The following is a 24,921-nucleotide window of genomic DNA, read 5'->3' on the forward strand; positions in this document are numbered from 1 at the left end:
CGCGCTCAGAGCATGCCCAGCCGGCGGGCGTTGGCGGGGTCGACCGCCGCGGACTCCCAGCGCCGCACCGCGGCCTCGCGCTCCGCGTCGGGAGCGTCCGCGTAGTAGCCCAGCGTGTCGTGCAGGGCGCGGCTCAGCTCCTCGATGGCGGCGAGCCGCACGTCCAGCTCGCGGTGGCGCAGCGCGGCCACCAGCCAGTCCGCGCGGCGGCGGCTGCGGTTCTCCGCCCACCACGCCGACCACTGGCGCGGCTGGAGGCCCAGCGTGGCGCGCGTCACCTCGCGCAGGGCCTCCGCGGCGGCCTGCGCGCACATGGCGTCGTCGCTGCCGGTGAGGTTGATGAGGCCCTCGATGGCGTCGCGGTCGTGCAGCGTGCCCAACGCGCGGGCCGCCAGCGAGCGGCGCAGCGCGTCCCGGCTGGCCATCTCCTGGCGCAGGTCGCGCAGGGACGCGTCCAGGCGCGGCAGGTGCTTGAGCGCGGCGGCGGCGACGCGCGCGGCGCTGGAGATGTCCGGCTCCATGTCGAACAGGCCGCGCAGCACGCCGTCCACCAGCTCCGCGTAGGGCAGGTTGCCCGCGGTGAGCAGCGCCAGGTAGCGCGTGTCCGCGTCGTTCGAGTCCAGCAGCGGCGCCAGCGCCACGGCCGCGGGGCGGCCCAGGCGCGACAGGGCGGCGGGGATGGGCCCCAGCTCGTCCGCCTCCGGCAGCTCCACGACCGGCAGGCGGCTCCAGGCGGTGGGGCCGGGGAAGTGCTGCGCCAGCACGCGCGCGCTGGCCTCGGGCGAGCGCGCCAGCTCCGCGATGGCGCTGGAGCGCTGGGACGCGTCCGGGCCGGTGAGCCGGCGCAGGAGCGGCGTGAAGTCCGGAGGCGGGCGCTCTTCCGGGGACAGCACGCGCGGGGGCAGGGCGGCGGCCCGGCCCAGGTTGGCCACGCCGCCCCGGCCGAAGACGGGGTTCCACCCGAGCCCCGCGACCACGGCGGGCGCGGGCGCGGGCTGGACCGGGGCCGGGAAGCCGGGCACGTCCACGTCGATGGTGATGTCCTCCTCGGGCGCGCGCAGCTCGGACACGCGCTGCTTGCGGAAGAGGATGAGCTCCTGGAAGGCGGCCGGCAGGTCCTGGCAGAACAGGATGTAGTCGCTCAGCCGGCGCTGGCTCATGGGCTTCTGGCCACAGTCGCCGTAGAGGATGGCCACGAGCCGGCCCTTCACCTCCACCGGGTACAGGAAGACGGTGCGCGGGGCCTGGCGGCCGAAGAGCTCCAGGTAGTGTCGCGTGAGCGCGTCCGGCGGCAGGGGGCCCGCGTAGCTGCCGCGCGTGACGGCGACCGTGCGGAAGACGCTGCTCGCGTCCAGCGGGATGGAGACCTGGGCCAGGGCGTTCGCGTCCAGGCCCTCGCCGCGCGAGTCCCAGCCACCCGCGGCGCCGCGCACGACGGCGAAGGCGGCCACGTAGTCGAACGTGCGGCGACCGAAGCGCAGCGCCACGTCCAGCAGCCGGTCCAGGTCCCGCGTCGCCTCCCGCAGCGCGGAGCGGGCCTGCGGCAGCGTCCACTCCGGCACGGCGGCGTCCGGCGCGCTGGCGGCACGCGGGGCGGGCTCCGGCGCGCGAGGCCGGCTCGCGCCCGCGTGGGACGCGGGGTTGCTGAAGATGATGAACGACGGCTCACCCCGGGGCGGCGCCGGGGGAATGGGGGGCGAGGTCGGCGCGGCGGCCTGGGCCGCGCGGGCCTGCTGCTCGGGCGCGGGAGGCCACACCGCGGGGCGGGCCCCCGTGGGCTGCGTGGGGGCACCCGCGCGGCTCGCCGGGGCGGATGCGCCCTGCGAAGGCTGGGGGCTGGTCGCCGGCGAGCCCTGCGAAGGCGACGCGGACTGGACGGTGGTACCCGGTCGACCGGCGCCCTGTGCCGGCTGCGCGGCCGGGGGCGTGCCCTGGATGGAGCCCTGCACCGTGGTGCCCGGCCGGGGGCCCTGTGCGCTCGGCGCGGTGGGACCCGGCCCGCCGAAGCCCTGGGTGATGGGGCCCTGCACGGTGGTTCCGGGACGGCCCGCGGCCTGCGGCGGCGTGGCGTATGTCCCGGGGGGGGCGCGGCCTGCCTGGGCCGAGCCCTGCGGCGCGGCGGCGGACGCTCCGGCCGCATCCACGGGCATCAGCACGGGCACGGGCTGCGGCGGCGGTGGAGGACGCTCTCCCGGCGGGTAGAGCGTCGGCGGCGCGGCGCTCCCCGACGCACCCCGGTTCGGCGCCTGCGCGGGCGGCGTAGCGCGCGCCGGCGTGTTCAGCCGCAAGGGCTCGCGCGTGTACGCGGGCGGCGGGATGTCCGCGGGCACCGGCGTGGGGCGCTGGACCGCGCGGGCGGTGGTCACCGGACCCGCGGAGGTGTTCAGGCGCAGCGGCTCGCGCACGTAGGCGGGCGGCGGGATGTCCACGGGCTCGGGCTCACGCGTGGCGGCGGGGCGGGGCGCGGCGGGCACGGGCTCCTGGGCCACGGAGCGCGCGAGCTGCTCCACCATGTCCACCGTCATCGACTCGTCGTCGGGAGGTGGAGGCGGGGGCGGCGTGAGTGGCCCGGCCAGCCCGGCGAGGGCCTCCGCCAGTTGGACGAAGCGGGGCGGCAGCGGCTGGCGGTAGATGACGGAGATCCACTCGCGCACCCGCAGCTCGATGGCGACCCACAGCTCCAGGGGCTTGCCCAGGAGGAAGCCGACCTCGTCCAGCTCCTTCTTGGGCACCGGATAGGCGCACGCCACGTGCAGCGTGTTGCCGTCCAGGGACAGCGGGACGACGCTCAGGCGTTCCGCGATCTTGGGAGGGATGAAGCTGGCGACGTCGAGGTTGGGCTCGAAGTCCACCAGGTTCACGGGCCGGAAGCCGGAGACCTCGCCCAACATCGCGAGGACGTCCGCTTCGGAGAGGCCGCGCTCCAGGAGCGCCGTGTCCAGGTGGCCTCCCTGGGCCTGATGCTGACGCAACAACTCCCCGGCCTGCTCCTGGGTGAGGAGGGCGCGCGAGACGAGGTGCTGGGCAAGACGCGAAGGCATGAAGGCCGCGGCATCTTACGGCCGCGGCCGCAAGGCACAATGAGCCGGTTTCAGCTCGGTTGGACGACGAAGGTGGACGTCAGTTTGTCATGGAGCGTCTGTCCGCGGCGGTCGAACAGCGCCATCCAGAACCCGCCCAGGAAGAGAACGAAGGAAAGCCCGGCGAGCAGCGCCCGGAAGATGGCCCGGCCCGGGGTGGGCGCCATGCCATGAGTGTCCACCAGGCGCAGGCCCAGGAGCAGCCGCCCCAGGGTGCGCCCATTCCAGAGGAAGGCCGCGACCGCGCAGTACACGGTGGCGAGCACCACCACCAGCACCACGCCCGGCAGCAGCACGGTGTGCAGCGCGCGCAGCCAGGCGACGAACGCGTCCAGCCCGGTCAGCCCCGGCTGCGGACCCTTCACGCCCGCGATGGACGAGGCGAGGGTGATGTAGGCCGCCGCCACGGCGCCGATGGCCGCCGTGTCGACGGTGAAGGACAGCAGCCGGCGCCACAGCGACGCGGGCCGCGCGTGGACCTCGCCGGTGGCCGGGGCGGGCGGGACGGCGGAGACCTTCGACTTCGAGGGGGCGGTGGGAGCAGGGGCGGGCGAGGCTTCCATGCGGGACACTCCCGGAGCGGGCGCGGGAGCCGTGGCGAAGGCCGGCGTCTCCAGCGAGGGCAGGATGGCCGGGTCGTCCATGACGGGCAGGCCCGGAGCGGCGTCCCGGCGAGCATCCATCAAGGGCAGGCCGGAGGAGGCCCGCGGTGCATCCCACTGCTCGGAGGTCGACGGTCCGGAGGCGGAACCGTCCATGGCGGGCAGTCCGGAGGAGGCCGGCTGCGCGGCCGCGCCCATGCGAGGCAGGCCCGGCGAGGCTCCATTTGTCGGACCGGAAGCCGGGGCCTGCGCGGCCGGGCGAGGAAGTCCAGCGGCCGGGGCCTCCATGCGAGGCAGTCCGGGGGACGCCTGGAGGGCGTTGCCACGCGGCGCGGCCGGGGGCTGGGCGTGCGACTCCGCGCCGCCATGCGGAGGAGCCACGGCGGCCTGGGCGCGCGGGACGTGCGGCTCCGTGCCGTAGGCCGGCGTGGGCGCGGAGCCAGGGCGGGGCTCCATGGGGCTCAGCGGCGGCTGCGCGGCGCGAGGCACGGCGACGCCCGGGTTCTGGAAGCCCGGCTCCGACAGGGCCGCGGTGGGCGCGGCGCGCGGAGGCACGGGGGCCATCGGCGTCACGCTCGGAGGCGGCGCGACGGCACGAGGAGGAGCCACGGCGCCTGCAGGCACGCTCCCTGAGGGAGGAGTGGCGCGTGGAGGCACGGGCGCCGCGGCACGGGGAGCCTGCTGGGCGGGAGCGCGGACCGCCTGTCCTTCCGCGTACTGCCCGGGGCGGGCCGTCGGATCCGCATGGGGCGCGGGGGCGCGAACGGTCGCATCGGCCTGCGGCGGCGCGGCGCGGGCTACAGGAGCCGCGTGCGGCGCGGGAGCGCGAACGGTCGCGTCGGCCTGCGGCACGGGGCGGGCCGCCGGAGCCGCGGCGCGAATCGTCGCATCCGCGTGAGATGCCGGAGTCGTGGCGCGAATCGTCGCATCCGCGTGAGATGCCGGAGTCGCGGCGTGAATCGTCGCATCGGCCTGGGATGCCGGAGCCGCGGCGCGAACCGTCGCATCCACGTGGGACGCGGGAGCAGGCGTCGCGCGAGCCGGGTTGGGCACTGCGGCACGACCCGTCACGTCGCCCTGGGGCATCGCGGCGCGAGCCGCCGGATTCGCGGGGGCTCGCACGGTCGCGTCGGAGGCGGGAGCCTGCGCGGGCGAGCGAGGCGCGGCGGCCGGGGCCTGCGCGGGCCGGGCGGCGGCGGGAGGCATGGGCGCCATCCCCTGCCGGACCGAAGGCGTCATGCCCGGCGGGGTGACGCGGCCACGAGGCGGCTCCATCGCGAAGGCAGGCGTCCCACGCAGCGTCTCCGGCTCCACCGGCTCGTTGCTCAGGGTGACGGGGTCGTTGCTCCCGGCGGCCTGGGTCTCGCGGTCTCCCAGCCTGCGGCGATCAATGTGGATGTCGCGGTCGAGCAGGCTCGGGACGGGCGCCACCGCGGGGGGGCGCGAGGCATTCGCGGCGCAAGCGGGGCAATCTCCGACCGGCGGCAGCGAGGCGCCGCACTTCAGGCACTTGGACAACGGATCCTCCCAGTGACGCGGACAACCGTCGCCATGAAAGGCCGCATTCAGGCCTGTAGCAAGAAAAGGACAAGCACCCGCCGGTCCCTCGCCCGAGGAACCGTCAGGGGCTCGTTCGCGCCACGGCAACCGCCCCCGTGGGGACGGTGCGTGTGGGGCGCCTCACGCTAGGCGTGGACGCGGCGCCGTCCCGCTGCTCCCACCAGGAGAAGCACGATGATCGCTCCCACGACGGACATGATGATGCCCGAGGCATGCAGGTCGAACAGGCGGCCGTTGCGCTCGAAGAGCGAGCCGATGAGGCCGCCCACCAGCGAGCCCACCATGCCCAGCAGGGTCGTGGCCACCAGCCCCATGCTCTGCTTGCCCGGCAGGATGGCCCGAGCGATGAGGCCCGCGATGAGGCCAATGATGATGAAGGTGATGATCCCCATGAGAGTCTCTCCCGTGTGAGGGACCCGTGAGGTCCCGACTGGCAGAAACGTAGGAATGGCCACAGGGATCCGTGACCTGGGATGCGAGGAGGGGCTGTCCGGTCGATTGCTAACCGAGCGACCCATCCAGGTGCTGCATCACCGCGAGCGCCGCGAGCGCCGCCGTCTCCGTGCGCAGGATGCGCGAGCCCAGCGTCACCGGCCGCGCGCCCATGCCCCGCAGCCCCTCCACCTCCTCGCGCGCGAGCCCGCCCTCGGGGCCAATCACCAGCGCCACCGGCGTCCCCGCCGCCACGCTCCGGAACGCCTCGCCCAGCGGCACCGCGGACTCCTCCTCATCCAGCACCAGCAGCAGCGTGCCCGGCGTCAAGGCGCGCGCCGCGTCCAGCAGCGGCCGGGGAGGATGCACGCTCGGCACGTCATCGCGCCGGCACTGGCGCGCGGCCTCCTCGACGATCTTCGCCCATCGCTGCGTGCGCTCCTCCGCGCGCTTCGGCTCCAGCTTCACCACGCTGCGCGCGGTGGCCACGGGATGGAACGCGGTGGCGCCCAGCTCCGTGCCCTTCTGCAGCACCAGCTCCAGCTTGTCCCCCTTGGGCAATCCCTGGAGCACGCTCATCTCTCGCGTGGGGGGCGTCACCCGCACGGCGCCCAGCACCAGCCGCACGGACTCCGCGTCCAGGCCGGTGACGCGCGCCTCGAAGGCGCGGCCCTTGCCGTCGAACACCTCCAGCGCGTCGCCGTCCTCGAGCCGCAGCACGTGGACGAGGTAGTGGCGGCGCTCGCCCGTGAGCGTCACGTCGGCGGGGGCGGGGTCGGGCAGGGGGACGAAGAGGCGGACCACGGCGGCTTTCCTTGAAGGGGAGGGCGCCCGGAGGATTCAGCAGGCCCCGCCCGGACACCAGCCCCCCATGCGTCCAGGAGCGTCCTTTCCGCGCTCCACGGGCGCCCGGCGCCTTCCCGTTCCTGCTATGGCGCCCCCACGCCCATGGCCACCCTCGTCATCGAGTCCACCCGCTCCGGCTTCGTCGAATCCCTCCACACCGTGTCCGTCGCGGTGGTGAACGCGGAGGGCACGCGCGTCGCGTACGCGGGGGACCCGGAGCGCGTCACCTTCTGGCGCTCCGCGGCGAAGCCCTTCCAGTCCCTGCCCATGGTGCAGGACGGCGCGGCGGACCGGTACGGCTTCGGCTCGCGCGAGCTGGCGCTCTCGTGCGCGTCCCACTCCAGCGAGCCCGTGCACCGCGCGCTCGCCCTGCGGATGCTGAGCGCGAGCGGCTGCGAGGAGCGCCACCTCGCGTGCGGCCCCCACCCGCCGCTGTCGCCCGCGGTCGCGGAAGAGGCCCTCAAGGCGGGCGTGGTGCTCACGCCCCGGTGGAGCAACTGCTCCGGCAAGCACGCCGGGATGCTCGCGCTGGCCCGGCACCACGGCTGGGACGTCCACGGCTACGCCCGCGACGGCCACCCCGTGCAGGAGCGCATCCAGGATGAGATCGCCAGGTGGACGGGCCTGCCGCGCGACGCGCTGGTGAAGGCCGTGGATGGCTGCCTCGCCGTCTGCTTCGGCCTGCCGCTCAGCGCCATGGCCACCGCGTGGGCCCGCTTCGGCGTGTCGGAAGCGCCCGCCGCCCAGCGCCTGCGCGAGGCGATGCTCGCGCACCCGGAGCTGGTCGCGGGCAAGGGCCGCGCGTGCACGGACCTGATGACCGCCTTCCAGGGCGAGGCCGTGGTGAAGATTGGCGCGGAGGGCGTCTACTGCGCCGCGCTGCCCCGCGCCCGCCTGGGCGTGGCCCTCAAGGTGGAGGACGGCGACGCCCGCTGCGCCGCGCCCGCGCTCCTCGCCGTGCTGCGCCTCCTCGCGGAGCAGCTGGGCCTGCCGCTGCCCCTGACGGGGCTGGAGCACCACGCGGAGCCGCGCATCCTCAACACCCGGAACGAGGCCGTGGGCGCCCTGCGCGCGGGCGGAACGCTCGCGTTCACCTGAGCCCACGGGAGCCGCCCGCTGTGGCGCGGAAGGTCACACGCGCGGCGTCGGCTGTAACCGGTCCCGCTACAACCGCCCCGGCGCCCCGGCGGCTTCCAGGGGCACGGCGGCGGGCACGCGGACTGCAATGCCTCCCGGGCACACGGCGGGACTCGCGAGGTCCTGACGCCAAGGGGGAAAGCCTCGCGAGTCCAGATGGGGTCGGGTGAGCGAACCCTGGCGTTCGCTTCCCGACCCCCTCTTGTTTCTAGCGCTTCAAGTCGATGCGCACCCACTCGCCCTGCTGCGCGCCCTCCAGCACGGTGCACCCCAGCTGGCGGTACGCGGCCTCCACGTCCGCGCGCTGGTGCGCGAGCACGCCGGCCAGCACCAGCCGGTCCTTCGCCTTGGGCACGATGAGGGGCGCCAGCTCGATCAGCGTGTTGGCCAGGATGTTCGCGAGCACGAGGTCGTAGGTGCCCGGCACCTCCGTCAGCTCGCGCCCGGAGATGTCCAGGTCGGGCGTCTGGTTGTCGGCGCAGTTCTCCTTCGCCAGCTCCACGGAGGTGGGGTCGTTGTCGGTGCCCACCACCAGGCCCGCGCCCAGCTTCTTCGCTGCGATGGCCAGCACGCCCGTGCCGGTGCCCACGTCCAGGACGCTCGCGCCCGGGTGCGTGGCCATGAAGTCATCCACCGCCGCCAGGCACAGCGACGTGGTGGGGTGGTCCCCCGTGCCGAAGGCCATCTTCGGCTCGATGACCAGCGTCACCTTGTCCGCCGGCGCGTTCGCCACGTCCCAGGGCGGGCCCACCCACAGGCGGCCCACCTGCACGGACTTGATGAGCGACTTCCACTCGTTGCTCCAGTCCTGCTGGGGCTGCTCGTCCAGGGACAGGCGCGCGGTGGGGTGGCTCTCCATCACCGCGTCGCGCGCTTCCTCCGCGCTCGCGCGGTCCTCGAAGTAGGCGACGACGATGGCCTCGCCCTTCGCCGGGGCGCGCACGCCCGGCATGGTGGGCGTCTCCGCGTCGCGGACCTCCAGGCCCAGGGCGCCGGTCTCATGGAGGAGGTCCTGGAGGATTTCGGAGGACTCCTCCGCGATATCCACGGTGAGTGACAGGTAGGTCTGGGACATGGCGCCCCTTCTACCGCACCCGGTGCGGCGTGGAAGCGCCGTCGTCGTGACGCTTCCACGCCCGCGGCCGGGAGGACCTCAGGGCCCGACGGTGGCCGTGACCATGCGGTCGAAGTCGATGACCCGGCGGGCCACCTCCTGGACGTCCTGCGCCGTCACCTTCGCCACGCGCTCGGCGTAGTGCAGGAAGTTGTCCAGCCCCAGCCCGTAGCAGGTGTCCAGCGACAGCAGCGTCGCGCGGGCGCTGTTGCGCTGCAGGTCGATCTCATACGCCCCGATGATGTGCTGCTTGGCCCGCTCCAGCTCCGCGGTCGGGATCGGCTCGTCGCGGACGCGCTGCAACTCGCGGCGCATGCCCTCCACGGCGGCCTCCACCTTCTCCGGGCTGGTGCCCATGTAGACGGCGAAGTAGCCGGGGTCCAGCCCGTCCATGGAGAAGCTGCTCACGCTGTAGGCCATGGAGCGCTTGTCGCGCAGCTCGATGAAGAGGCGCCCGCCCTGGCCCGACAGCACCGTGGACAGCACGTCCAGCACCACGCGCCACGGGTCGCTCATCCGCGCCGCCTGGAAGCCCATCACCAGGTGCGTCTGCGCGCGCGCGAGCACCTTCTTCTCCGCGCGCGGGGCGGACGGAGGCGGCTCCGGCCGCACCTGCCTGGGGGCCAGCGCCCCGCCGCGCGACCTGCCGAAGAACTCGTTCGCCAGCGCCCGCACCTGGTCCACGTCCACGTCGCCCACCACGCTGAGCGTCATCTGCGACGGGTCCATGTACGCGCGGTGGTACGCGCGCAGCTGCTCGGGCCCCAGCGCCTCCACGGAGGCCTTCTCCCCCAGCAGCGACAGCCGGTACGGGTGCTCCTGGTAGAGCGTGCGCGAGAACAGCTCGAACGCCAGGCCCGACGGCTTGTCCTCGCGGGTGAGCACGTCCTGGAGCAGCAGGGCGCGCTCGCGCGCCACCTCCTCCTCGCGGAAGGCGGGGTTGAGCAGCACGTCCGCGAACAGCCGGAAGCCCGGCTCGAAGTAGCGCGACAGGAAGTCCGCCTTCAGGCTCACGGAGTTGCGGCCGCCCTGGCCGGCGAGGTTGCCCGCGTACAGGTCGACGAGGTGGGAGATGTCATCCGCGCCGAGCGACGTGGTGCCCTTGGTGAGCGCCCGGCTGAGCAGCGTGGTGATGCCGTTGTCCTCGGGCGTCTCGTAGCGCGCGCCGCCGAGGAAGGCCGCGCGCATGGAGAACAGCGGCACGTGCGGCTCCACGCGGATGACGAGGTTGGCGCCGGAGGGCAGCTTCTCCTGCACCACCTCCGAGCGCGCGGACGCCACCGCGCTCCGGGCCGGCCGCGGCGGGGCCTCCGGGGGCGGCTGCCGGGCGGCGCGCTCCGGGGGCGTGAGGCCGGGGCTCCCCGCCGCCTCGTCCAGCGCCGCGTGCACCTGCTCCTCCGTCAGCTCCGCGGAGTGCGGCACCAGCGCGGTGACGATGGCGTGCTCCAGCCGCAGGTACTTCTGGGCCACGCGCCGCAGGTCCTCCGGCTTCAGGTTGCGGATGTCCTCCAGGTAGCGGGCCTCCGACTCCAGGCCGCCGGGGGACGTCTGGTACGAGCCCAGGTTGCGCGCGGTGCCCTGCACCGTCTCCTTGCGGTAGACGGCCTCCGCCTCCACCACCGCCTGCACCGTGCGCAGCTCGTCCTCGGGCACGCCGGTGGTGCGCAGCGCCTCCAGCACGCGCGCCGTCTGCGTGAGCGCCTTCAGCGCCTGCGCGGGCGGCAGCGTCAGCGACACGGAGAAGATGCCCGGGTCCTTGGGCGTGTACGCGGACGCGTGCACGTCGTTGACCAGGTGCTGGCGGCGCTTCACCTCGCGCACCAGCCACGACGAGTTGCCCTGGCCGGCGATGATCGCCAGCACGTCCAGCGCGGGCACGTCCGGGTGCTCCAGCTCCGGGATGGAGAAGGCCAGGTGCAGGTAGGCCTCCTTCACGTCCTCCTTCTCCAGGAGCACGCGGCGGCCGGCGGGCGCCGGGTCGCGCGGGCGCTGCACCGGGCCCGCGTAGGGCCGGCCCCAGTCACCGCCGAAGATCTCCTCCACCCACTGGCGCAGCTCCGCCTCGTTCAGGTCGCCCGCGACGGAGAGCACCAGGTTCCTGGGCGTGTAGTGCCGGTGGTAGAACTCCAGCACCTTCTCGCGGGTGAAGCCGCGCACGCTCTCCTCGGTGCCGATGACGGGCAGCCGGTACGGGTGCGTCTGGAACGCGGCGGAGAACAGCCCGCGCGACGCGCGCCGCGACGGCGAGTCGTAGCTGCGCTTGATCTCCTCGCACACCACCTCGATCTCGCGCGCCAGCTCGTCCTTGTCGAACGAGGAGCGGCGCACCGCGTCCCCCAGGATGTCCAGGCCCGTGCGGGCGAACTGGCTGGCGATGACGATGTGGTAGACGGTCTGGTCGAAGGACGTCCAGGCGTTGATTTCGCCGCCGTGCGCCTCGATGTCCCGGGCGATCTCCCCGGGACCCCGGCGCTCCGTGCCCTTGAAGAGCATGTGCTCGTGCAGGTGGGCGAGTCCGGCCTGGTCCGGCCTCTCGTCCGCGCTGCCGGCCTTGACCCAGACCTGGAAGGCCGCGACCTTGGCGGCGTGCTGCTCCTCGAAGACGACGGTGAGCCCGTTGGGCAGGGTGTAGCGGATGGCCATAGGAGTGGTCCGAAGCTGTCATCCCCTCCCGAGGAGAGGCAAGGCGAGGTGTGATGTTTGCTCCATTGGCTAACGTCCCGCCCCCTCCGCGTCGAGCGGACCGTGCCGCCCGCCTCCCACCAGGCAGGCGAAGCGGCGCCGTCGCCGTCGCGTAACTGGTGGAAACCCCCCGTGGCCGGTAACCTGGGGCGCGCACATGCCGTCTCCCCCGGACGAGGCGGATCCGCTCGCGGACCTGAAGGAACTGCTGGATGACGGCGACGCCCCCGTGGCGGCGCCCGCTCCGGCCTCCCCCAGGCCGCTCCCGGTTCCCAGGCCTCCCCCCTCCGCGCCTCCCCCCCTGCCGCCCAGGCGGCCCGCCGCAGGCCTGCCCGCGGACCCGGCGACAAGGCCCGCCGCCCGGGTGCCCGCGACCCCCGCGCCCATCGGCGGTGGCGGGTTGCCCACGACCACGCCTCCGTCCCCGGCGGCCGCGGCGCGCAGCCCCGGCAAGGGAGACCCCTTCGCGGAGCCCGCGGAGCCCCGGCTGCCCATGGGCGGCTCGCCGGAGGACAAGCTGGAGTTCTTCCGGGGCATCCTGAAGCAGAAGACGGAGACCCTGGCCCGGGCGCGCGCGCTCTACTCCGAGCGCGAGTCCGAGGTCGCGCAGCTCAAGGCCGCGCTGGAGAAGGCGCGCAAGGAGGGCGGCGGCGTCGCGGCGCCGTCCGCGCAGGACGAGCAGCGGCTGAAGCAGGCGCAGGCGCGCATCGCCTCGCTGGAGGCGGAGCTCGCCGCGTCGGAGGCGGACCGCAAGGACCTCACGCGGGCGCTGGCGGAGGTGGAGGCGGAGCTGCCCCGGCTGACGGAGGAGCTCCAGGCGGAGCGCGAGTCGCGCGGGGCGATGGCGGAGGAGCTGGTCGGCGCGAAGGAGGCGCTGGGGCTCGCGCAGGACCGCGTGGCGGAGCTGGCCTCCGGCAAGTCCGAGGCGCAGGGCGCGCTGGAGGCGGTCCAGGAGCAGTACCAGTCCACCCTCGCGGACGTGGAGCGGCTGACCGCCGAGCGCGACGCGCAGGCGCTCAACATCAGCCAACTGGAGACGGCGCTCTCGGAGGCCAGGGGCGCCATGGGGGCCCTGGAGAGCGAGAGCGACTGGTCGCGCAGCTCGCTGGAGGAGGCGCACGCCCACGCGAAGGCGCTGGAGGGCGAGCGGGACGCCGCGCGCCGGCAGCTCGCGGTGGTGGAGGACGGCCTCAAGACGCTCCAGACGCAGGTGACGGAGCTGGAGCGCGCGCTCGCGCTGAAGGACGCGGACGCGGTGGGCCTGCGCGCCGCGCTCACCGCGCGCACGGCGGAGGCCGCGGAGCTGCCCTCGCTGCGGAGCGCGTTGGAGGTCCGCGCCGCGGAGGCCACCCGGGTCCAGGCGCGCGTGCGCGAGCTGGAGGCGGAGGTGGCCCAGGCGCGTGAAGCCGCGCGCGCCGAGGTGGAGGCCGCGGAGGCCCGCGCGCGCGCGGCCGGGGCCGAGCTGGCCTCGCTGCGCGAGGTGCTGGAGGCCACGGAGGTCGAGCAGGTCTCGCTGCGCGACCGGATGGAGTCGGACGCGGCGGCGCTCGGCGAGGCGGTGCACCAGGCCGAGGCCCGGGTGCACGAGGCGGAAGCGAGGGTCGCCGCGCTGGAGGCCCAGCTGGCGGAGCTCACCGCCCGGGCCGAGGCCGAGCGCGAAGCGCACCAGCAGGAGCTCGCCGCGGTGGAGCGCAAGCTCGCCACCACCCAGGCGGAGCGCGTGGGCTTCTCCGCGCGCGTGTCCATGCTGGAGACGGCTGCGGGCCAGCGCGAGGCGGAGCTGCAGCGCCAGCAGGCCCTGGTCGCCAAGGCCCAGGAGGAGCTGTCGCTGGAGCGCGCCCGCCGCGAGGCGGTGGAGGCCGAGGTCGCGGACGCCCGCCTCCAGGTCGCCGAGGCCGAGGGCCGCGCCGAGGCGCTGAGCGCGGGACATGACGGCCAGCGCGAGGAACTGGCCTCCCTCAACGAGCAGCTGGAGGCGGCCCGCGCGGAAGCGGACAAGGTGGACCGGCTCCAGCAGCGCGTGAAGATGGTGGAGGGCGCGCTGGAGGCCTCCGAGTCCAAGCGCCGCGTCGCCGAGGCGCAGGCGGCCCGCGTGAAGGACCTGGAGGCGAAGCTCACGCAGTCCGGCGCCGCGCTCCAGGCGGAGCAGGGGAGCCGGACCGCGCTGGAGGCCCGGCTGGCGGAGGCCGCCACCGCGCTCCAGGCGGAGCAGGACGCCCGGGCCTCGCTGGGGGCCCGGATCGAGGAGGCCCGCGCCGCGCTCGAAGCGGAGCAGGTGGCGAGGGCCGCGCTGGAGGTGAAGCTCGCCGGGGCCAGCGCGCCGCCCGCGGACGCGAGGCCGGCGGAGAAGGCGGCCCTGGAGGCCCGCCTCGCCCAGGTCAGCGCCTCGCTCAAGGCCGAGCAGGCGGCGCGCCAGGCGCTCGAATTGAAGCTCGCGGCGGCGCCCGTCGCTGGCGCGGACGCCCCCTCGGACTGGGCGGCGGAGCGCGACCAGCTCCGGGCGGACGTGGCCTCCATGAAGCGCAAGCTGATGGCGGCCGAGGCAGCGCTCGAATCGGCCGCCAGCGCCAAGGCGAAGGTGGCGCGACTGGAAGCGCAATTGAAGGCCCTGAAGTAGAGGTTGGACCTCCATGTCCTTCGCCGCGCCCACGGATCCGCTGACGGGCATGCAGGCGGCCCGCTTCGGGCTGTACCTGCACTTCCCGTACTGCCTGGCCAAGTGCCCCTACTGCGACTTCGCGGTGGCGGTGGCGCGCCAGGTGCCGGAGGAGCGGTACGCGAGCGCGGTGCTGGCGGAGCTGGACGCGCGCCTCGCCGCGGACCCGTCGCTGCGCACGAAGCCGCTGGAGTCCCTCTTCCTGGGCGGGGGCACGCCGTCCCTCTGGCACCCCCGGCACGTGGCGCGCGTGCTGGAGGGCATCGCCGCGCGGCTGTCGCTCGCCCCGGGGCTGGAAGTCTCGCTGGAGGGCAACCCGGAGCGCGCGGACGCGGAGCGCTTCGCCGGCTACCGCGCCGCGGGCATCAACCGCCTGTCCCTGGGCGTGCAGTCCTTCCAGCCGGAGACGCTGAAGGCGCTGGGCCGCGCGCACGACGCCGCCATGGTGGAGGCCGCGGTGGCGGCGGCGCGCAGGGCGGGCTTCCCGGTGGTGGCGCTGGACTTCATCTACGGCGTGCAGGGCCAGACGGTGGCGCAGGTGGAGGCGGACGCGCGCCGCGCGGTGGCCCTGGAGCCCGAGCACCTGTCCACCTACGCGCTGACGGTGGAGCGCGAGGTGCTGGCGGAGTCCACGCCGCTGTCCAAGCAACTGGAGCGCGGCGAGCTGTCCCTGCCGGACGACGATGACGTGGTGGCCATGGCCCGGGTGGTGCGCGACGTGTACGGCGCGCACGGCCTCGCCCGCTACGAGGTCTCCAACCACGCGCGCCCCGGCCTCAGCTCGCGGCACAACGCGCTGTACTGGACCGGCGGCGAGTACCTGGCGCTGGGCGTGGGCGCCACCGGCATGCTCCTGTCCCCCGCGCCCCACCGCTACGTGAACCTCCGCGGCCCGGAGGCGTACCTGCGCACGGTGGAGGCGGGGCGGCTGCCGGAGGCGAGCCGCGAGGACCTGGGCCCCGAGGAGCTGTTCGCCGAGCGGCTGAGCATGGGCCTGCGCCTGGTGTCCGGGGTGGACTGGGAGGCCGTCTGTGAGCGATACGGCCAGCCCGTGGAGCCCCGGCGCGCGGAGGTGGAGCGGCTGGTGGCCCATGGCTTCGCCACGCGTCAGGGCCGCAGGCTGGCCCTGACGGAGCGGGGGGCGGACGTGCACAGCGCCATCTGCGCGCGGCTGCTGTAGGCGGCTCCAGGAAGGACGACTCGACCGTGCTGACCAAGTGGTTGTTGTGGATGGGCCTCACGCTGCTGACGGGCAGCCCGCTGCTGTCCCTGGCGCTGGTGGCCGTGCTGCTGTTCGCCGCGGACCGCTTCACCCTCCAGGTGCTGCCCAGCCCCATGCGCGCCTTCAAGCGCTGGCAGCGCGCGGGGGAGCTCGCGGGCACCATCCTCACCAACCCCCACGACCGCCGCGCCCGCTCGGAGCTGGCCGACATCCGCGTGGGCCAGAGGCGCTACCCGGAGGCGGTGGACCTGCTGCGCCCCAACCTGGACGCGGGCGACGACGACGTGGACACCCTCTACCTGCTCGGCGTGGCCTACCTGGGCGCGGGCGACGCGCCCCGGGGCGAGCTGCTGCTCACCGAGGCCGAGCGCCTGGACGCCGACTACCGCCAGGGCGCCATCGACCTGGAGCGCGGCCGCTTCCGCCTCCAGCGCGGCGACCTGAAGGGCGCGCGCGAGGCCCTGGAGCGCTTCCTCCAGGTGCGCCAGGGCTCCGTGGAGGGCCGCGTGCTGCTGTCGCGCGCGCTGGACCAGCAGGGCCTGGACGTGGAGGCCCAGGAGGCCCGCGACGCCGCCTGGCGCGAGTACGCCGTCGCCCCCCGCTTCCAGAAGCGCCGCGACCGCTGGTGGGCGTACCGGGCCCGGCCGTCCCGCCCGCTGACGTACGCCGCCGTGGCCCTGGTGCTGATGGGCGTGGGGGCGTACCTGACCCGCTTCCTGCCCACGCACGACCTGTCCGGCTCCTACTATGATGAGCCCTACGCTGCGGACGACCCGGGCGGCGAGGACGCGGAGTAGCCCGCGCGCCATCCCGCCCCGGAGCGCCTCTTTCCGCCAGGCGAGAAGGGTCTCGAGGGCTTCCCGCGCATGTTCCCCCCTCCTTCCCAGGTGCTGCGCCAGCGCGAGGGCCTGCTGGCGGACACGCCCTTCCCGCTGCTCCTGCACGCGCTGATGGTGGAGGAGCGCACCTGCACGCTGGAGCTCAAGGTGCGCCAGCGCGAGAAGCGCATCACCTTCGAGGACGGCGCGCCGGTGGCGTGCCAGTCCAACCTCCTGCACGAGACGCTGGGCAAGTACCTGGTGGAGAAGGGCCGCCTGACGGAAGGGGACTACCAGAAGTCCCTCGCGGAGAGCGTGTCCTCGGGCCTGCAACTGGGCGGGCTGCTGGTGCAGAAGGGGCTCATCAGCCCCTTCGACCTCTACAAGCAGCTCCAGGCGAACCTGGCGCACAAGCTCCTGGACTGCTTCCGCTGGACGGACGCGAAGTACCGCCTCATCGCGGACGTGGAGACCCCGGACGCCACCGTGCGCGCCAACACCGCGCAGCTCATCCTCACCGGCGTCTCCACCCAGCTGCCCTTCGACACCGTCGCCACGCACTTCACCTTCACCGACGACCGCCGCTTCGGGCAGATGCCCGGCGTGGAGTCCGCCCCCAAGCTGTCCTCCAAGGACGCGCGCCTGTTCCAGGCCCTGCGCCAGCGGCCCACCTTCAACGAGCTGCTGGAGCGCACCGGCTTCGACATGGACTCCGTGCTGCGGAGGCTCTACGCCCTGTGCCTGCTGGGCGTGGCGGGCTTCGTGGAGGACGTGGACGCGCGCGCGGAGCAGCTGGCCCGCGAGGCCGTCCCCGTCACCGCGCCGGAGCCCGTCTCCACGCCAGCGCCCACGCCTCCCCTGGCCCTGTCGGGCACGCCCTTCGCGGACGAGGACGAGGCCGCGCGCAACGCGCTCGTGGGCGCGTTCCTCGACCACCGCGGCCTGGACCCCTTCGCGCTGCTGGACGTGGCGGAGGACGTGCAGCCGGTGGCGCTGCGCAAGGCGTTCCTCGCCGCCGCGGAGCGCTTCTCGCCGCTGCGCTTCCAGACCGCGGAGCTGAAGGAGAAGGCGGAAGGGATGCTCGCCGCGTACGCGCGGGCCTTCGGCGCGCTGTCGGAGCCGGAGCAGAACGCGCTCTGGAAGAAGCGCCGGCAGGCCCACCGGGAGAAGGCGCGCAACGCCACCGGCCGGCCCTCCACCGCGGAGCAGTTCCGCATCCGCACGGACCTCCTGGACGCCACCTCCCAGTTCGACGAGGGCAAGCGGCGCCTGGAGGCGCGCAACTTCGCGGGCGCCTTCGAGTACTTCGAATACGCCTGCGACATCGACCCCAAGCCGCTGTACCAGGCCCACCGCGCCTGGGCGCGCTACCTGATGAAGCCGGAGGCGCACGGCCGGCTCGTCCTCCAGGAGCTTCAGGAGGTGGTTCGCCAGGAGCCCGGACTGGAAGAGGGCTGGGCCTTCCTGGGCGACGTGGCCCGGGGCGAGGGCCAGTGGGCGCTCGCGGACGAGGCCCTGCGCAAGGCCTTCAAGCTGAACCCCCAGCAGCGCCGCTACGTGGCGCTCATCCAGGAGATCGCCCGGCGGCGCTGACCGCGGGGCCGGGGCCTTCCCGGGCCCCGGCCGCCCGGGCGCGACCTACTTGTTCGGCAGCGAATTGATGTAGGCCCGGTCGCTGGACGACAGGCCCCTGTCGCCGGCCAGGTTGTAGACGGCCGCCTGGATTTCGGGCGTCAGCTTCGTGGGGATCTTCTTGTTCTCCAGGAGCGTGAAGAGCTCCTTGAAGTCCGCGTACTGGGTCACGGGACCCTTGCGGTAGCGGGAGTCCAGACCGCTCGCCCCGCGCGAGTTGTTGAGGCAGTAGAGGTACAGCAGCTTGTAGGACGCCGGCTTCGCGGGCACCTCGATGGAGGCCCTCTGCACGAGGATGCCGTGCTGGGTCTTGGTGGTCTCCGACTCGAAGATGATGCCGGGCGGGAACTCGACGGTGACGGGGCTGCCGGTGTTGTTGCGGAAGTTCAGGCACAGCTGCACCAGGTCCCCGCTGCCATGCTCCTGGGGCGGCTCGGTCTCGTCGTCGTCCCGGCAGTCCTCCCAGTTGAACATGTCGATGCCAGGGATGGGCTCCACCAGCTCCACGCCCGCGGGCAGCGCGAAGGGCGTTCCCTCTGGAGCCTTGTCGCTGGAGCCGAAGCCGGGACGGAAGTCGTCGCCGGCGTCCTGCTTTCCATCGTCGTCGTCCTCCCCCGTCGCCTTGTCGCCGCAGCCGCTGCATGCCGCCAGCACCATCGTCGCCATCAGTCCCACGAGCCGAGCCCTGCGCCAGTCCATCCGCTACCTCCACGAGATGCAGCCATCCACGCTTTGGCTCTTCCGAATCACGCGGCCCCCTTGGCGTCAAGCTCCGCCGTCCGCCCGCGCCTGAAGTGTCCGCCAGTCCAGGAAGCGGCCGCCAGGGCACGTCCACTTGGCGGATGCCCGGCGGGTTGCGTCGCGACAGAAGCTGGAGGTAAGCAGTCGGTCGAACACCTACCTCATGCGCATCCAGGGGCCGCACATGCGGGACAGACGAGAATCAGGCCAGGTCGCGGTGGAGACGGCCATCGTCCTCCCACTGTTCGTGTTCCTCATCCTGGGGACGCTCCAGCTCGGCCTCATGCACCAGGCCCGGCTGATGACGAAGTACGCGGCCTACAAGGCGGTGCGCGCTGGCGCCCTTCACAACGCGGACGTGAAGAAGATGGAGCGCGCCGCGCTGGCGGTGCTGCTGCCCATGGTCAGCCGTGGCAGCAACGGCACCGAGAACATGATGACGGTGGGCAGCGCGTCGGACTTCCAACAGAAGTGGATGTGGCCGGAGGTGCTCACGAACAAGATCACGGGCACCGCCATTCCATACACCAAGGTCACCATCTGCGGTCCGTTGAGCGGCGACCTGGGGGGCGCCTCCGGCGAGGTGGACTTCGACAACCCGGAGAAGATCACCAGCTCCGGCGATTGGAAGGACAGCCAGCGCTCCAAGCTGCGCATCCAGCTCACGTTCAACTACCGCATGGTCATCCCGTTCGCGGACGTGGTCATCTACAACATCGCGCGCGCGAAGGAGCTGCCCTTCGTCCTCCGGCTGGGCAAGGAGGATGACCCCAGCCAGAAGGCGTTCCTCGAAAAGGACATGAACGCCTACGACGCGGCGGCGGGGCAGAAGGTCTACGTGGTTCCCATCCGCGCCACCTACACCATGCGGATGCAGTCCAATCTCTATCTGGGCAAGAACAAGCTGCCGGAGAGCAACACATGCCTCTTCTCGTTCCAGAACCAGTAGCCGCCGCGCAGCATCCGCCTCGCCGCCGCCGGCGGCGCGCCCGGGGCCAGTCCATGGTCCTGGCGTGCCTGGCCTTCCTGGTGTTGGCCCTGATGGTGATGCTGAGCTTCAACCTCAGCCACGCGCTGCGGCAGAAGATCAACCTGCAGCAGCACAGTGACACCATGGCCTACTCCATGGCCGTCCTGGAGGCGCGAGCCCTCAACTACTACGCGGTCAGCAACAGGGCCATCGCCGCCTCCTACGTGGCGATGACCAGCATGCACGCGTACATGTCCACGGCCAGCTTGACCTACGGCATGCTCAAGGCGTCGCAGAACAACTTCTACGTCATCATGGGCATGGAGTTCTTGGAGTGCTTCGCCTGTTGGCCGCCCTGCATCCAGCACTGCAAGGACGCCATCGAAGCCATCAAGATCGCCAACAAGTACTCCAAGAAGGCCAAGACATACGCGGACAACATCAAGGACCTGGACGGCCCCTTCGAAGACACGACCAAGGGACTGCAGAGACTCATCCAGGTCGTCAACGGCTCCCAGATAGCCACGCACGCCAAGGTCGTCGCGGCGGTCACGAGCGGAAGCTCCAGTGGCTTGAAGGAGCTGACGGAGTGGAACGCCAAGGGGGCGTCGAACATCGCGGGCGCGGTGGGCGGCATGAACGCCAACGAGTTCAACTGCGTGGTGGACGGCATGCCGTGCATGGGCGGCGAGCCCAACGCCAAGCAGGTCGCGGTCCAGAAGACGATGACGGAGATCGCCAACGCCAGCCGCCCCGGCTGGCCGGCGACCCGCGACGCGGGGGCGCTCATCTTCCCCCTCACCTTGCATCCCACCTTCCTGCAGGAGCTGACGAGCGACATCCCCGGGGAGGGCATCCACGCGCCCATTCCCTTCATCATGAAGAGCGCGGCGAGCATCGGGAAGGGCAAGAAGGACTGGAACCCCGTAGGCGGCGTCGGCATCCAGGGCACCACGGTGGTGTCGCGGGAGGACGGGGGTGCCATGGCCAACCAGTGGCGCCATGGCATCGGGCCGTTCATGCCTTTCGACGCGGAGGTCTACAGCGATGAGAACGGCGGCGGCCACACCCCGAAGCAGGGCCACAAGGACCAGCACGACTTCAAGCAGGTGGCCTCCAAGCCGCTGCTCTCCTGCATGACGCAGGGCCTCTGCTTCATGAAGTTCCGGGGCAACCCGCAGGCGGACGCGGACTACGGCCAGCCGCGCGTCTACAGCTATGTCACCAAGAGCCTGCGCTCGGGTGACCTCCAGAAGGCCCCCTGGGAGCTGACCTCGTCGGCGACGCTGAACTTCGAGCACGGCGCGCAGGGCACCGGCACCCTGACGCTCGCGGCGGACGAGGGCGCGGCGGTGTCCAAGGCGCTCGTCTACTACCACCGGCTGGGGCAGAACGGCTGGCAGGAGCAGCCCAATCTCTTCAACCCCTTCTGGCGCGCGAAGCTGCACCCGTTCAAGTCGGAGGAGGTGGCCAAGGTGCTGGCCGCCGCCGGCAACGCGGATGCCGCGCAGATCGCCGTGGCCAAGGACCTCAGCCTATGAGCCGCCGCTCTCCTCAGCGCAGGGCCCGGGGCGCCGCTTCGGTGGAGATGGCCCTGAGCATGATCGTCTTCATCCCCATCTTCCTCTACGCCCTCTTCCTGGACGACCTCCTGCGCTACGCGCTGGATGCCCAGGAGGCGGCGGTGGCGACGGTCTGGGACTACACCATCCAGGACTGGGCGGAGAAGGCGAAGGGCGCGGGTGGCGGTGGGGATTACGGCAACTTCGGCCAGGTGCAGGGCTACGCGCGCCAGATGTACTGCGACCACGAATCCGGCGTGGACGACTACACGATGGAGGGCGGCAAGGCGCGCGACTGCTCGACGGAGGAGCACCACCAGCACGCGGCGCTGACCGCTCACCCCTGCTGGCTCAACCCAGGCGCCCAGCAGGTGGAGTGCACGGGGCCGGACAAGCAGGTGGGCCTGATGGGGGTTCCCATTGAGAGCAGCTACGCGGACGAGTTCAACCACGGCGGCCTCATCAAGTGTTCGGCGCGCATCGGCGTGCAGAACTACATGCTGAACCAGGACGTCTTCTCCGAGTTCTCCAACGAGGTGCCCCTCGCCAAGGACATGCAGGACAAGGGCGGCAGCATCCACGGCAACGCCAGTCACAGCAACGGTCAGACCGCCTACCTGCTGCCCATGGAGCAGATGTCCATCATCGCCGACCCCTGGGCCATCAACGAGGACCTGAACATCCGCCCGGGCCAGAAGAGCGGGTTCAGCGGTGGCAACGACGCCTTCTACCGGGGCGTGACGAACGTCTACACGAACAACGCGAACATCGGCTTCCCCATGATGAGCATCGCCGCCACCCAGTTCTTCTCCGACGCGATGAGCAACAACCTGCTCAGCCCCGCGCTCGTGGCCCCCCTCGTCTCCCCGGTATCCGTAGGCGGCGCGCTCGAACTCGGGGACAACCCGCGGACGCCCAACGTCGCCATCAAGCCGCAGACGGGCTCAGGCAACCCGTCCGAGAAGATCAAGCAGGCCGGCCACTCCGAGTACTACTTCAACACCGAGTGGCGGGACTGGGACCGGAACGCGCCCGAGAAGAGCTTCAAGGCCCGGGGCAACAACTACATGGGCTGCAAGAGCGCCGAGTCCTGCTGATGGCGGAGCGTTCGAAGTGGGCGGGCCGGGCCGTGGCCCTGCTGGTGGCGGTCGCGGTGGTGGGGGCCTTCCTGGGCGTCGCGATGGAAGACGTCATCTACGGGAACGCGCCCACGGAGCTGGAGGAGGCGGAGATCCGGGCGAACGCGGAGCTTCCCCCCGTCCCCTCGGGCAGGCGCTCCGAGGCGGAGGAGGCCATCCTCGCGCGGGCGCTGGTGCACTTCCCGCCCTACCCGAACGCGAGCAGCCGCCCCGAGGTGCTGGCCGCGGACTATCTGGGCCCGGAAGCGCCCATCGCCGTGGCCTGGTTCACCACGAAGGACAAGCCCCGGCAGGTGCTGGCCCACTACCGGGAGCTGCTCCTGGAGAAGGGCCTGCCCGTGTTGCAGGACGACTACGGCGAGAACGGCGGCTACGTGGGCTACTGGAGCCCGGTGAGCGAGGAGGTCCGGCTGGTCTCGGTGCTGTACCAGGATGGCGAGAGCGTGGTGTTCGTGTCGGCGGGGCAGGTGGCCCCGGCCTTGCGAAACAAGCGTCCGCCGCCCGCCTGGATGCCCGTGCCCATGACCGCGGTGGACCCCCAGGTGCTCACCCTGCGGCTGGAAGGGCTCACCCAGTACCAGGTGGCGGGCGTGTCCACGGAAGGCACGTTGGTCGAGGCGGAGTCCGCGTGGCGCGAGACGCTGCGTTCCCGGGGCTGGCAGATGGGGCCGTCCACGGAAGGGCAGGGCGAGGTCGTGGCCTTCGAGGTCAGTCACGAGGGGATGCGGGGGCAGCTGAGCCTGCGCCGGCCCCAACTGCTGCAGCCGGGCGTGGAGTTCAACCTGTCGCTGATGCAGCGAGGCAATGACGCCCCGTGATGGGGCGCGAAGGGAGTCCGCGATGAAGCACTTCATGACATGGGTTCGGGCCGCGCTGGTCTCCGGGGTGGTGCTGGCGGGGCCGGGGGCCTCGGCGGCCCTGCCCTCGTGCCTCAAGGGCTGCGAGGCAGACGCCAAGCAGTGCAAGACCATCTGTCAGAAGTACGCGGGCCCCAAGGGCGCGCCCTCCTGTGCCACCGAGTGTGGCAAGGCGCGCGAGCAGTGCATCAACGCCTGCCGCGACGAAGCCGCGGGTCGGGAGTCGTCGCGGCGCGAACAGAAGGAGGGGCGCGATGAGGAGCAGTGAGCCACGGCGGCTCGCCCGGGGCCAGGCGATGGTGGAGTACAGCGTCGTGATCGCGGCGCTGTTCGGGTTCACCGTGTTCGGCTGGCCCTTCCTGGTCGCCCTCATCAACGGGCTGCACAAGTACTTCCACTCCGTCTACTACGTCATCCAGTCGCCCATCCCCTGACGCGGGGACGGGCGGCCGGAGCGGGTGACGTTCGCTCAGGGCTTCACGGTGGTGACGAACACCGCCTTGCCGCCCTCCACCTTCATCACCACGGCCTGCTTCACCGCGTCGCGGTTGGCGTCCAGGTTGATGGTGCCCGCCACGCCCGGGAAGTCCTTCGTCGCCGCGATGGCGTCGCGCAGCGCGGGGCCGGAGGTGTCCGGCGCGCGCTTCATCGCGTCCACCAGCAGGCGCGCGGCGTCGTACGCCAGCACCGCCACGCTGTCCGGCACCGCCCCGTAGGCGGACCTGTACTTCTTGAGGAAGTTCTGCACGACGGGGTCGGGGTTGTCCGGCGAGTAGTGGTTGGAGAAGTAGCTGCCCTCCAGCGCGGAGCCGCCCAGCTCGTACAGCTTGTCCGAGTCCCAGCCGTCACCGCCCAACAGCGGCACGCGCAGGCCCACCTCGCGCGCCTGCCGCGCGATGATGCCCACGTCCGTGTAGTAGCCCGGGACGAACACCGCCTCCGGCTTCATGTTCTTGATGGACGTCAGCTGCGCGCGGAAGTCCGTGTCGCCCTTGGAGTAGCTCTCGTTGCCGGTGATGGTGCCGCCGAACTCCTTGAACTTCTGGTTGAAGACGTCCGCCAGCCCCACGGAGAAGGCGCTCTTGTTGTCCGTGAGCACCGCCACCTTGGACAGCTTCAGGTTCTCCCGCGCGAACTTCGCCATCACCAGGCCCTGGAACGGGTCGATGAAGCAGACGCGGAAGATGTAGTCGCCCTTCTTCGTCACCTCCGGGCTGGTGGAGGTGGGGGTGATCATGGGCACCTTCGCCGCCTGCGCCTTGTCCGCCATGGCCATGGACACGGACGACGCGGCCTCGCCCAGCAGGGCCACCACCTTGTCCTGCGCGATGAGCCGCGTGGCGGCCTGGGCGCCTTCCTCCGGCCGGCCCTGGCTGTCGTAGACGCGCACCACCAGCTTCTGGCCGCGCACGCCGCCCGCGGCGTTGGCCTCCTGTAGCGCCAGGTCGATGCCGTTGCGCGCGGAGATGCCGAAGGTGGCCTCGGAGCCGGTGAGGCTGCCCACCTCGCCGATGAGGATGCTGCCCTCCGGCGGAGGCCCCGGCGGGGCGGCGGTGGCGCCGCCCTCTTGCGCGGCGGGCGCGGGGGCCGGGGCCGGGGCGGACTTCTTCTCACAGCCCGCCAGGGCCATGGCCAGCGCGGTGAGCAGGAGGGGGAGGGAACGGCGCATCGGTGAGGCTCCTCGGAGGGCAGGCGGACACGGAGAGAGGGCGGCCCCACCCTAGCTTGCCCGGGGGAGTGCGGCGAACCCGCACCCGACGTGACGGGCAGGGGAGCGCTCTGGATGTGCTTCCGGATTTGAATGTGGACTGCGGAGGTCCACATTACATAAGAGGCCGTCGCGGGCATCGGGCCCGCGACAGCCTCGGGAG

19 protein-coding genes are annotated in these 24,921 nt (G+C 72.6%); 11 read left to right on the forward strand and 8 right to left on the reverse strand.

Translation table 11 applies throughout. The annotated features are described in order from the left end of the window. Nucleotides 1-5: 5 nt before the first annotated feature. The 4 genes from U8525_RS03965 to U8525_RS03980 all read right to left on the reverse strand — a co-directional run bounded on the left by U8525_RS03965 (nucleotide 6) and on the right by U8525_RS03980 (nucleotide 6,478). Nucleotides 6-3,041, reverse strand: a complete 3,036-nt coding sequence (locus U8525_RS03965; RefSeq protein ID WP_374261368.1) for a FrgA protein — start codon at nucleotides 3,039-3,041, stop codon at nucleotides 6-8. A 50-nt stretch (nucleotides 3,042-3,091) separates the two neighbouring features. Continuing rightward, the gene (locus tag U8525_RS03970; RefSeq protein WP_374261370.1) at nucleotides 3,092-4,291 is read right to left on the reverse strand and encodes an RDD family protein; all 1,200 of its coding nucleotides are present in this window, start codon (nucleotides 4,289-4,291) and stop codon (nucleotides 3,092-3,094) included. A gap of 1,076 nt (nucleotides 4,292-5,367) precedes the next feature. Continuing rightward, a complete protein-coding gene (locus U8525_RS03975; protein WP_374261372.1) occupies nucleotides 5,368-5,634 on the reverse strand; it encodes a GlsB/YeaQ/YmgE family stress response membrane protein in 267 nt (88 codons plus the stop codon). A 109-nt stretch (nucleotides 5,635-5,743) separates the two neighbouring features. Then, entirely contained in the window at nucleotides 5,744-6,478 is a 735-nt protein-coding gene (locus U8525_RS03980) for a 16S rRNA (uracil(1498)-N(3))-methyltransferase (RefSeq protein WP_374261375.1), read from the reverse strand. Nucleotides 6,479-6,622: 144 nt separating this feature from the next. Here U8525_RS03980 and U8525_RS03985 point away from each other — a divergent pair, with 144 nt between their 5' ends. After that, nucleotides 6,623-7,618 (forward strand): asparaginase, encoded by a 996-nt coding sequence (locus tag U8525_RS03985; protein ID WP_374261377.1) that lies wholly within the window; start codon nucleotides 6,623-6,625, stop codon nucleotides 7,616-7,618. Between the two features lie 247 nt (nucleotides 7,619-7,865). On the opposite strand, the gene U8525_RS03990 is transcribed toward U8525_RS03985, so the two are convergent. After that, the gene (locus tag U8525_RS03990) at nucleotides 7,866-8,732 is read right to left on the reverse strand and encodes a 50S ribosomal protein L11 methyltransferase (RefSeq protein ID WP_374261379.1); all 867 of its coding nucleotides are present in this window, start codon (nucleotides 8,730-8,732) and stop codon (nucleotides 7,866-7,868) included. Nucleotides 8,733-8,810: 78 nt separating this feature from the next. After that, nucleotides 8,811-11,414 carry a M16 family metallopeptidase gene (locus U8525_RS03995; RefSeq protein WP_374261381.1) on the reverse strand — a complete coding sequence of 868 codons (2,604 nt, stop codon included), beginning with the start codon at nucleotides 11,412-11,414 and terminating at the stop codon, nucleotides 8,811-8,813. Nucleotides 11,415-11,610: 196 nt separating this feature from the next. Here U8525_RS03995 and U8525_RS04000 point away from each other — a divergent pair, with 196 nt between their 5' ends. The 4 genes from U8525_RS04000 to U8525_RS04015 all read left to right on the forward strand — a co-directional run bounded on the left by U8525_RS04000 (nucleotide 11,611) and on the right by U8525_RS04015 (nucleotide 17,742). Continuing rightward, nucleotides 11,611-14,070, forward strand: a complete 2,460-nt coding sequence (locus U8525_RS04000; RefSeq protein WP_374261383.1) for a plectin 1 isoform 8 — start codon at nucleotides 11,611-11,613, stop codon at nucleotides 14,068-14,070. A 13-nt stretch (nucleotides 14,071-14,083) separates the two neighbouring features. After that, nucleotides 14,084-15,289, forward strand: a complete 1,206-nt coding sequence (gene hemW, locus U8525_RS04005; protein WP_374261385.1) for a radical SAM family heme chaperone HemW — start codon at nucleotides 14,084-14,086, stop codon at nucleotides 15,287-15,289. Nucleotides 15,290-15,318: 29 nt separating this feature from the next. Next, nucleotides 15,319-16,128 carry a tetratricopeptide repeat protein gene (locus U8525_RS04010; RefSeq protein WP_374261504.1) on the forward strand — a complete coding sequence of 270 codons (810 nt, stop codon included), beginning with the start codon at nucleotides 15,319-15,321 and terminating at the stop codon, nucleotides 16,126-16,128. 69 nt (nucleotides 16,129-16,197) lie between these two features. After that, the gene (locus U8525_RS04015) at nucleotides 16,198-17,742 is read left to right on the forward strand and encodes a DUF4388 domain-containing protein (protein WP_374261387.1); all 1,545 of its coding nucleotides are present in this window, start codon (nucleotides 16,198-16,200) and stop codon (nucleotides 17,740-17,742) included. Nucleotides 17,743-17,787: 45 nt separating this feature from the next. Here the strand turns inward: U8525_RS04015 and U8525_RS04020 are convergent, their stop codons facing one another. Further along, nucleotides 17,788-18,480, reverse strand: coding sequence for a hypothetical protein (locus tag U8525_RS04020; RefSeq protein ID WP_374261389.1), 693 nt, complete (start codon nucleotides 18,478-18,480; stop codon nucleotides 17,788-17,790). A 226-nt stretch (nucleotides 18,481-18,706) separates the two neighbouring features. Here U8525_RS04020 and U8525_RS04025 point away from each other — a divergent pair, with 226 nt between their 5' ends. The 6 genes from U8525_RS04025 to U8525_RS04050 are packed head-to-tail and all read left to right on the forward strand — an operon-like array spanning nucleotide 18,707 to nucleotide 23,484. Next, entirely contained in the window at nucleotides 18,707-19,471 is a 765-nt protein-coding gene (locus U8525_RS04025; protein WP_374261391.1) for a TadE/TadG family type IV pilus assembly protein, read from the forward strand. A 53-nt stretch (nucleotides 19,472-19,524) separates the two neighbouring features. Next, nucleotides 19,525-21,033: a hypothetical protein gene (locus U8525_RS04030; RefSeq protein WP_374261393.1), complete on the forward strand. Its 1,509-nt coding sequence runs from the start codon at nucleotides 19,525-19,527 to the stop codon at nucleotides 21,031-21,033. 59 nt (nucleotides 21,034-21,092) lie between these two features. Continuing rightward, nucleotides 21,093-22,151, forward strand: coding sequence for a hypothetical protein (locus U8525_RS04035; RefSeq protein WP_374261395.1), 1,059 nt, complete (start codon nucleotides 21,093-21,095; stop codon nucleotides 22,149-22,151). Next, nucleotides 22,151-23,011 carry a hypothetical protein gene (locus U8525_RS04040; RefSeq protein WP_374261397.1) on the forward strand — a complete coding sequence of 287 codons (861 nt, stop codon included), beginning with the start codon at nucleotides 22,151-22,153 and terminating at the stop codon, nucleotides 23,009-23,011. The genes U8525_RS04035 and U8525_RS04040 overlap by 1 nt, the downstream gene beginning before the upstream one ends. A 34-nt stretch (nucleotides 23,012-23,045) precedes the next feature. Beyond that, entirely contained in the window at nucleotides 23,046-23,318 is a 273-nt protein-coding gene (locus U8525_RS04045) for a hypothetical protein (RefSeq protein WP_374261399.1), read from the forward strand. Further along, entirely contained in the window at nucleotides 23,305-23,484 is a 180-nt protein-coding gene (locus U8525_RS04050; RefSeq protein WP_374261401.1) for a hypothetical protein, read from the forward strand. Before U8525_RS04045 ends, U8525_RS04050 begins: the two co-directional genes overlap by 14 nt. Nucleotides 23,485-23,519: 35 nt before the next feature. Here U8525_RS04050 and U8525_RS04055 read toward each other — a convergent pair whose 3' ends face one another. Beyond that, the gene (locus tag U8525_RS04055) at nucleotides 23,520-24,719 is read right to left on the reverse strand and encodes an ABC transporter substrate-binding protein (RefSeq protein ID WP_374261403.1); all 1,200 of its coding nucleotides are present in this window, start codon (nucleotides 24,717-24,719) and stop codon (nucleotides 23,520-23,522) included. Nucleotides 24,720-24,921: the final 202 nt, after the last annotated feature.

This window comes from Corallococcus sp. RDP092CA (assembly GCF_041903675.1).
Lineage (GTDB): Bacteria > Myxococcota > Myxococcia > Myxococcales > Myxococcaceae > Corallococcus.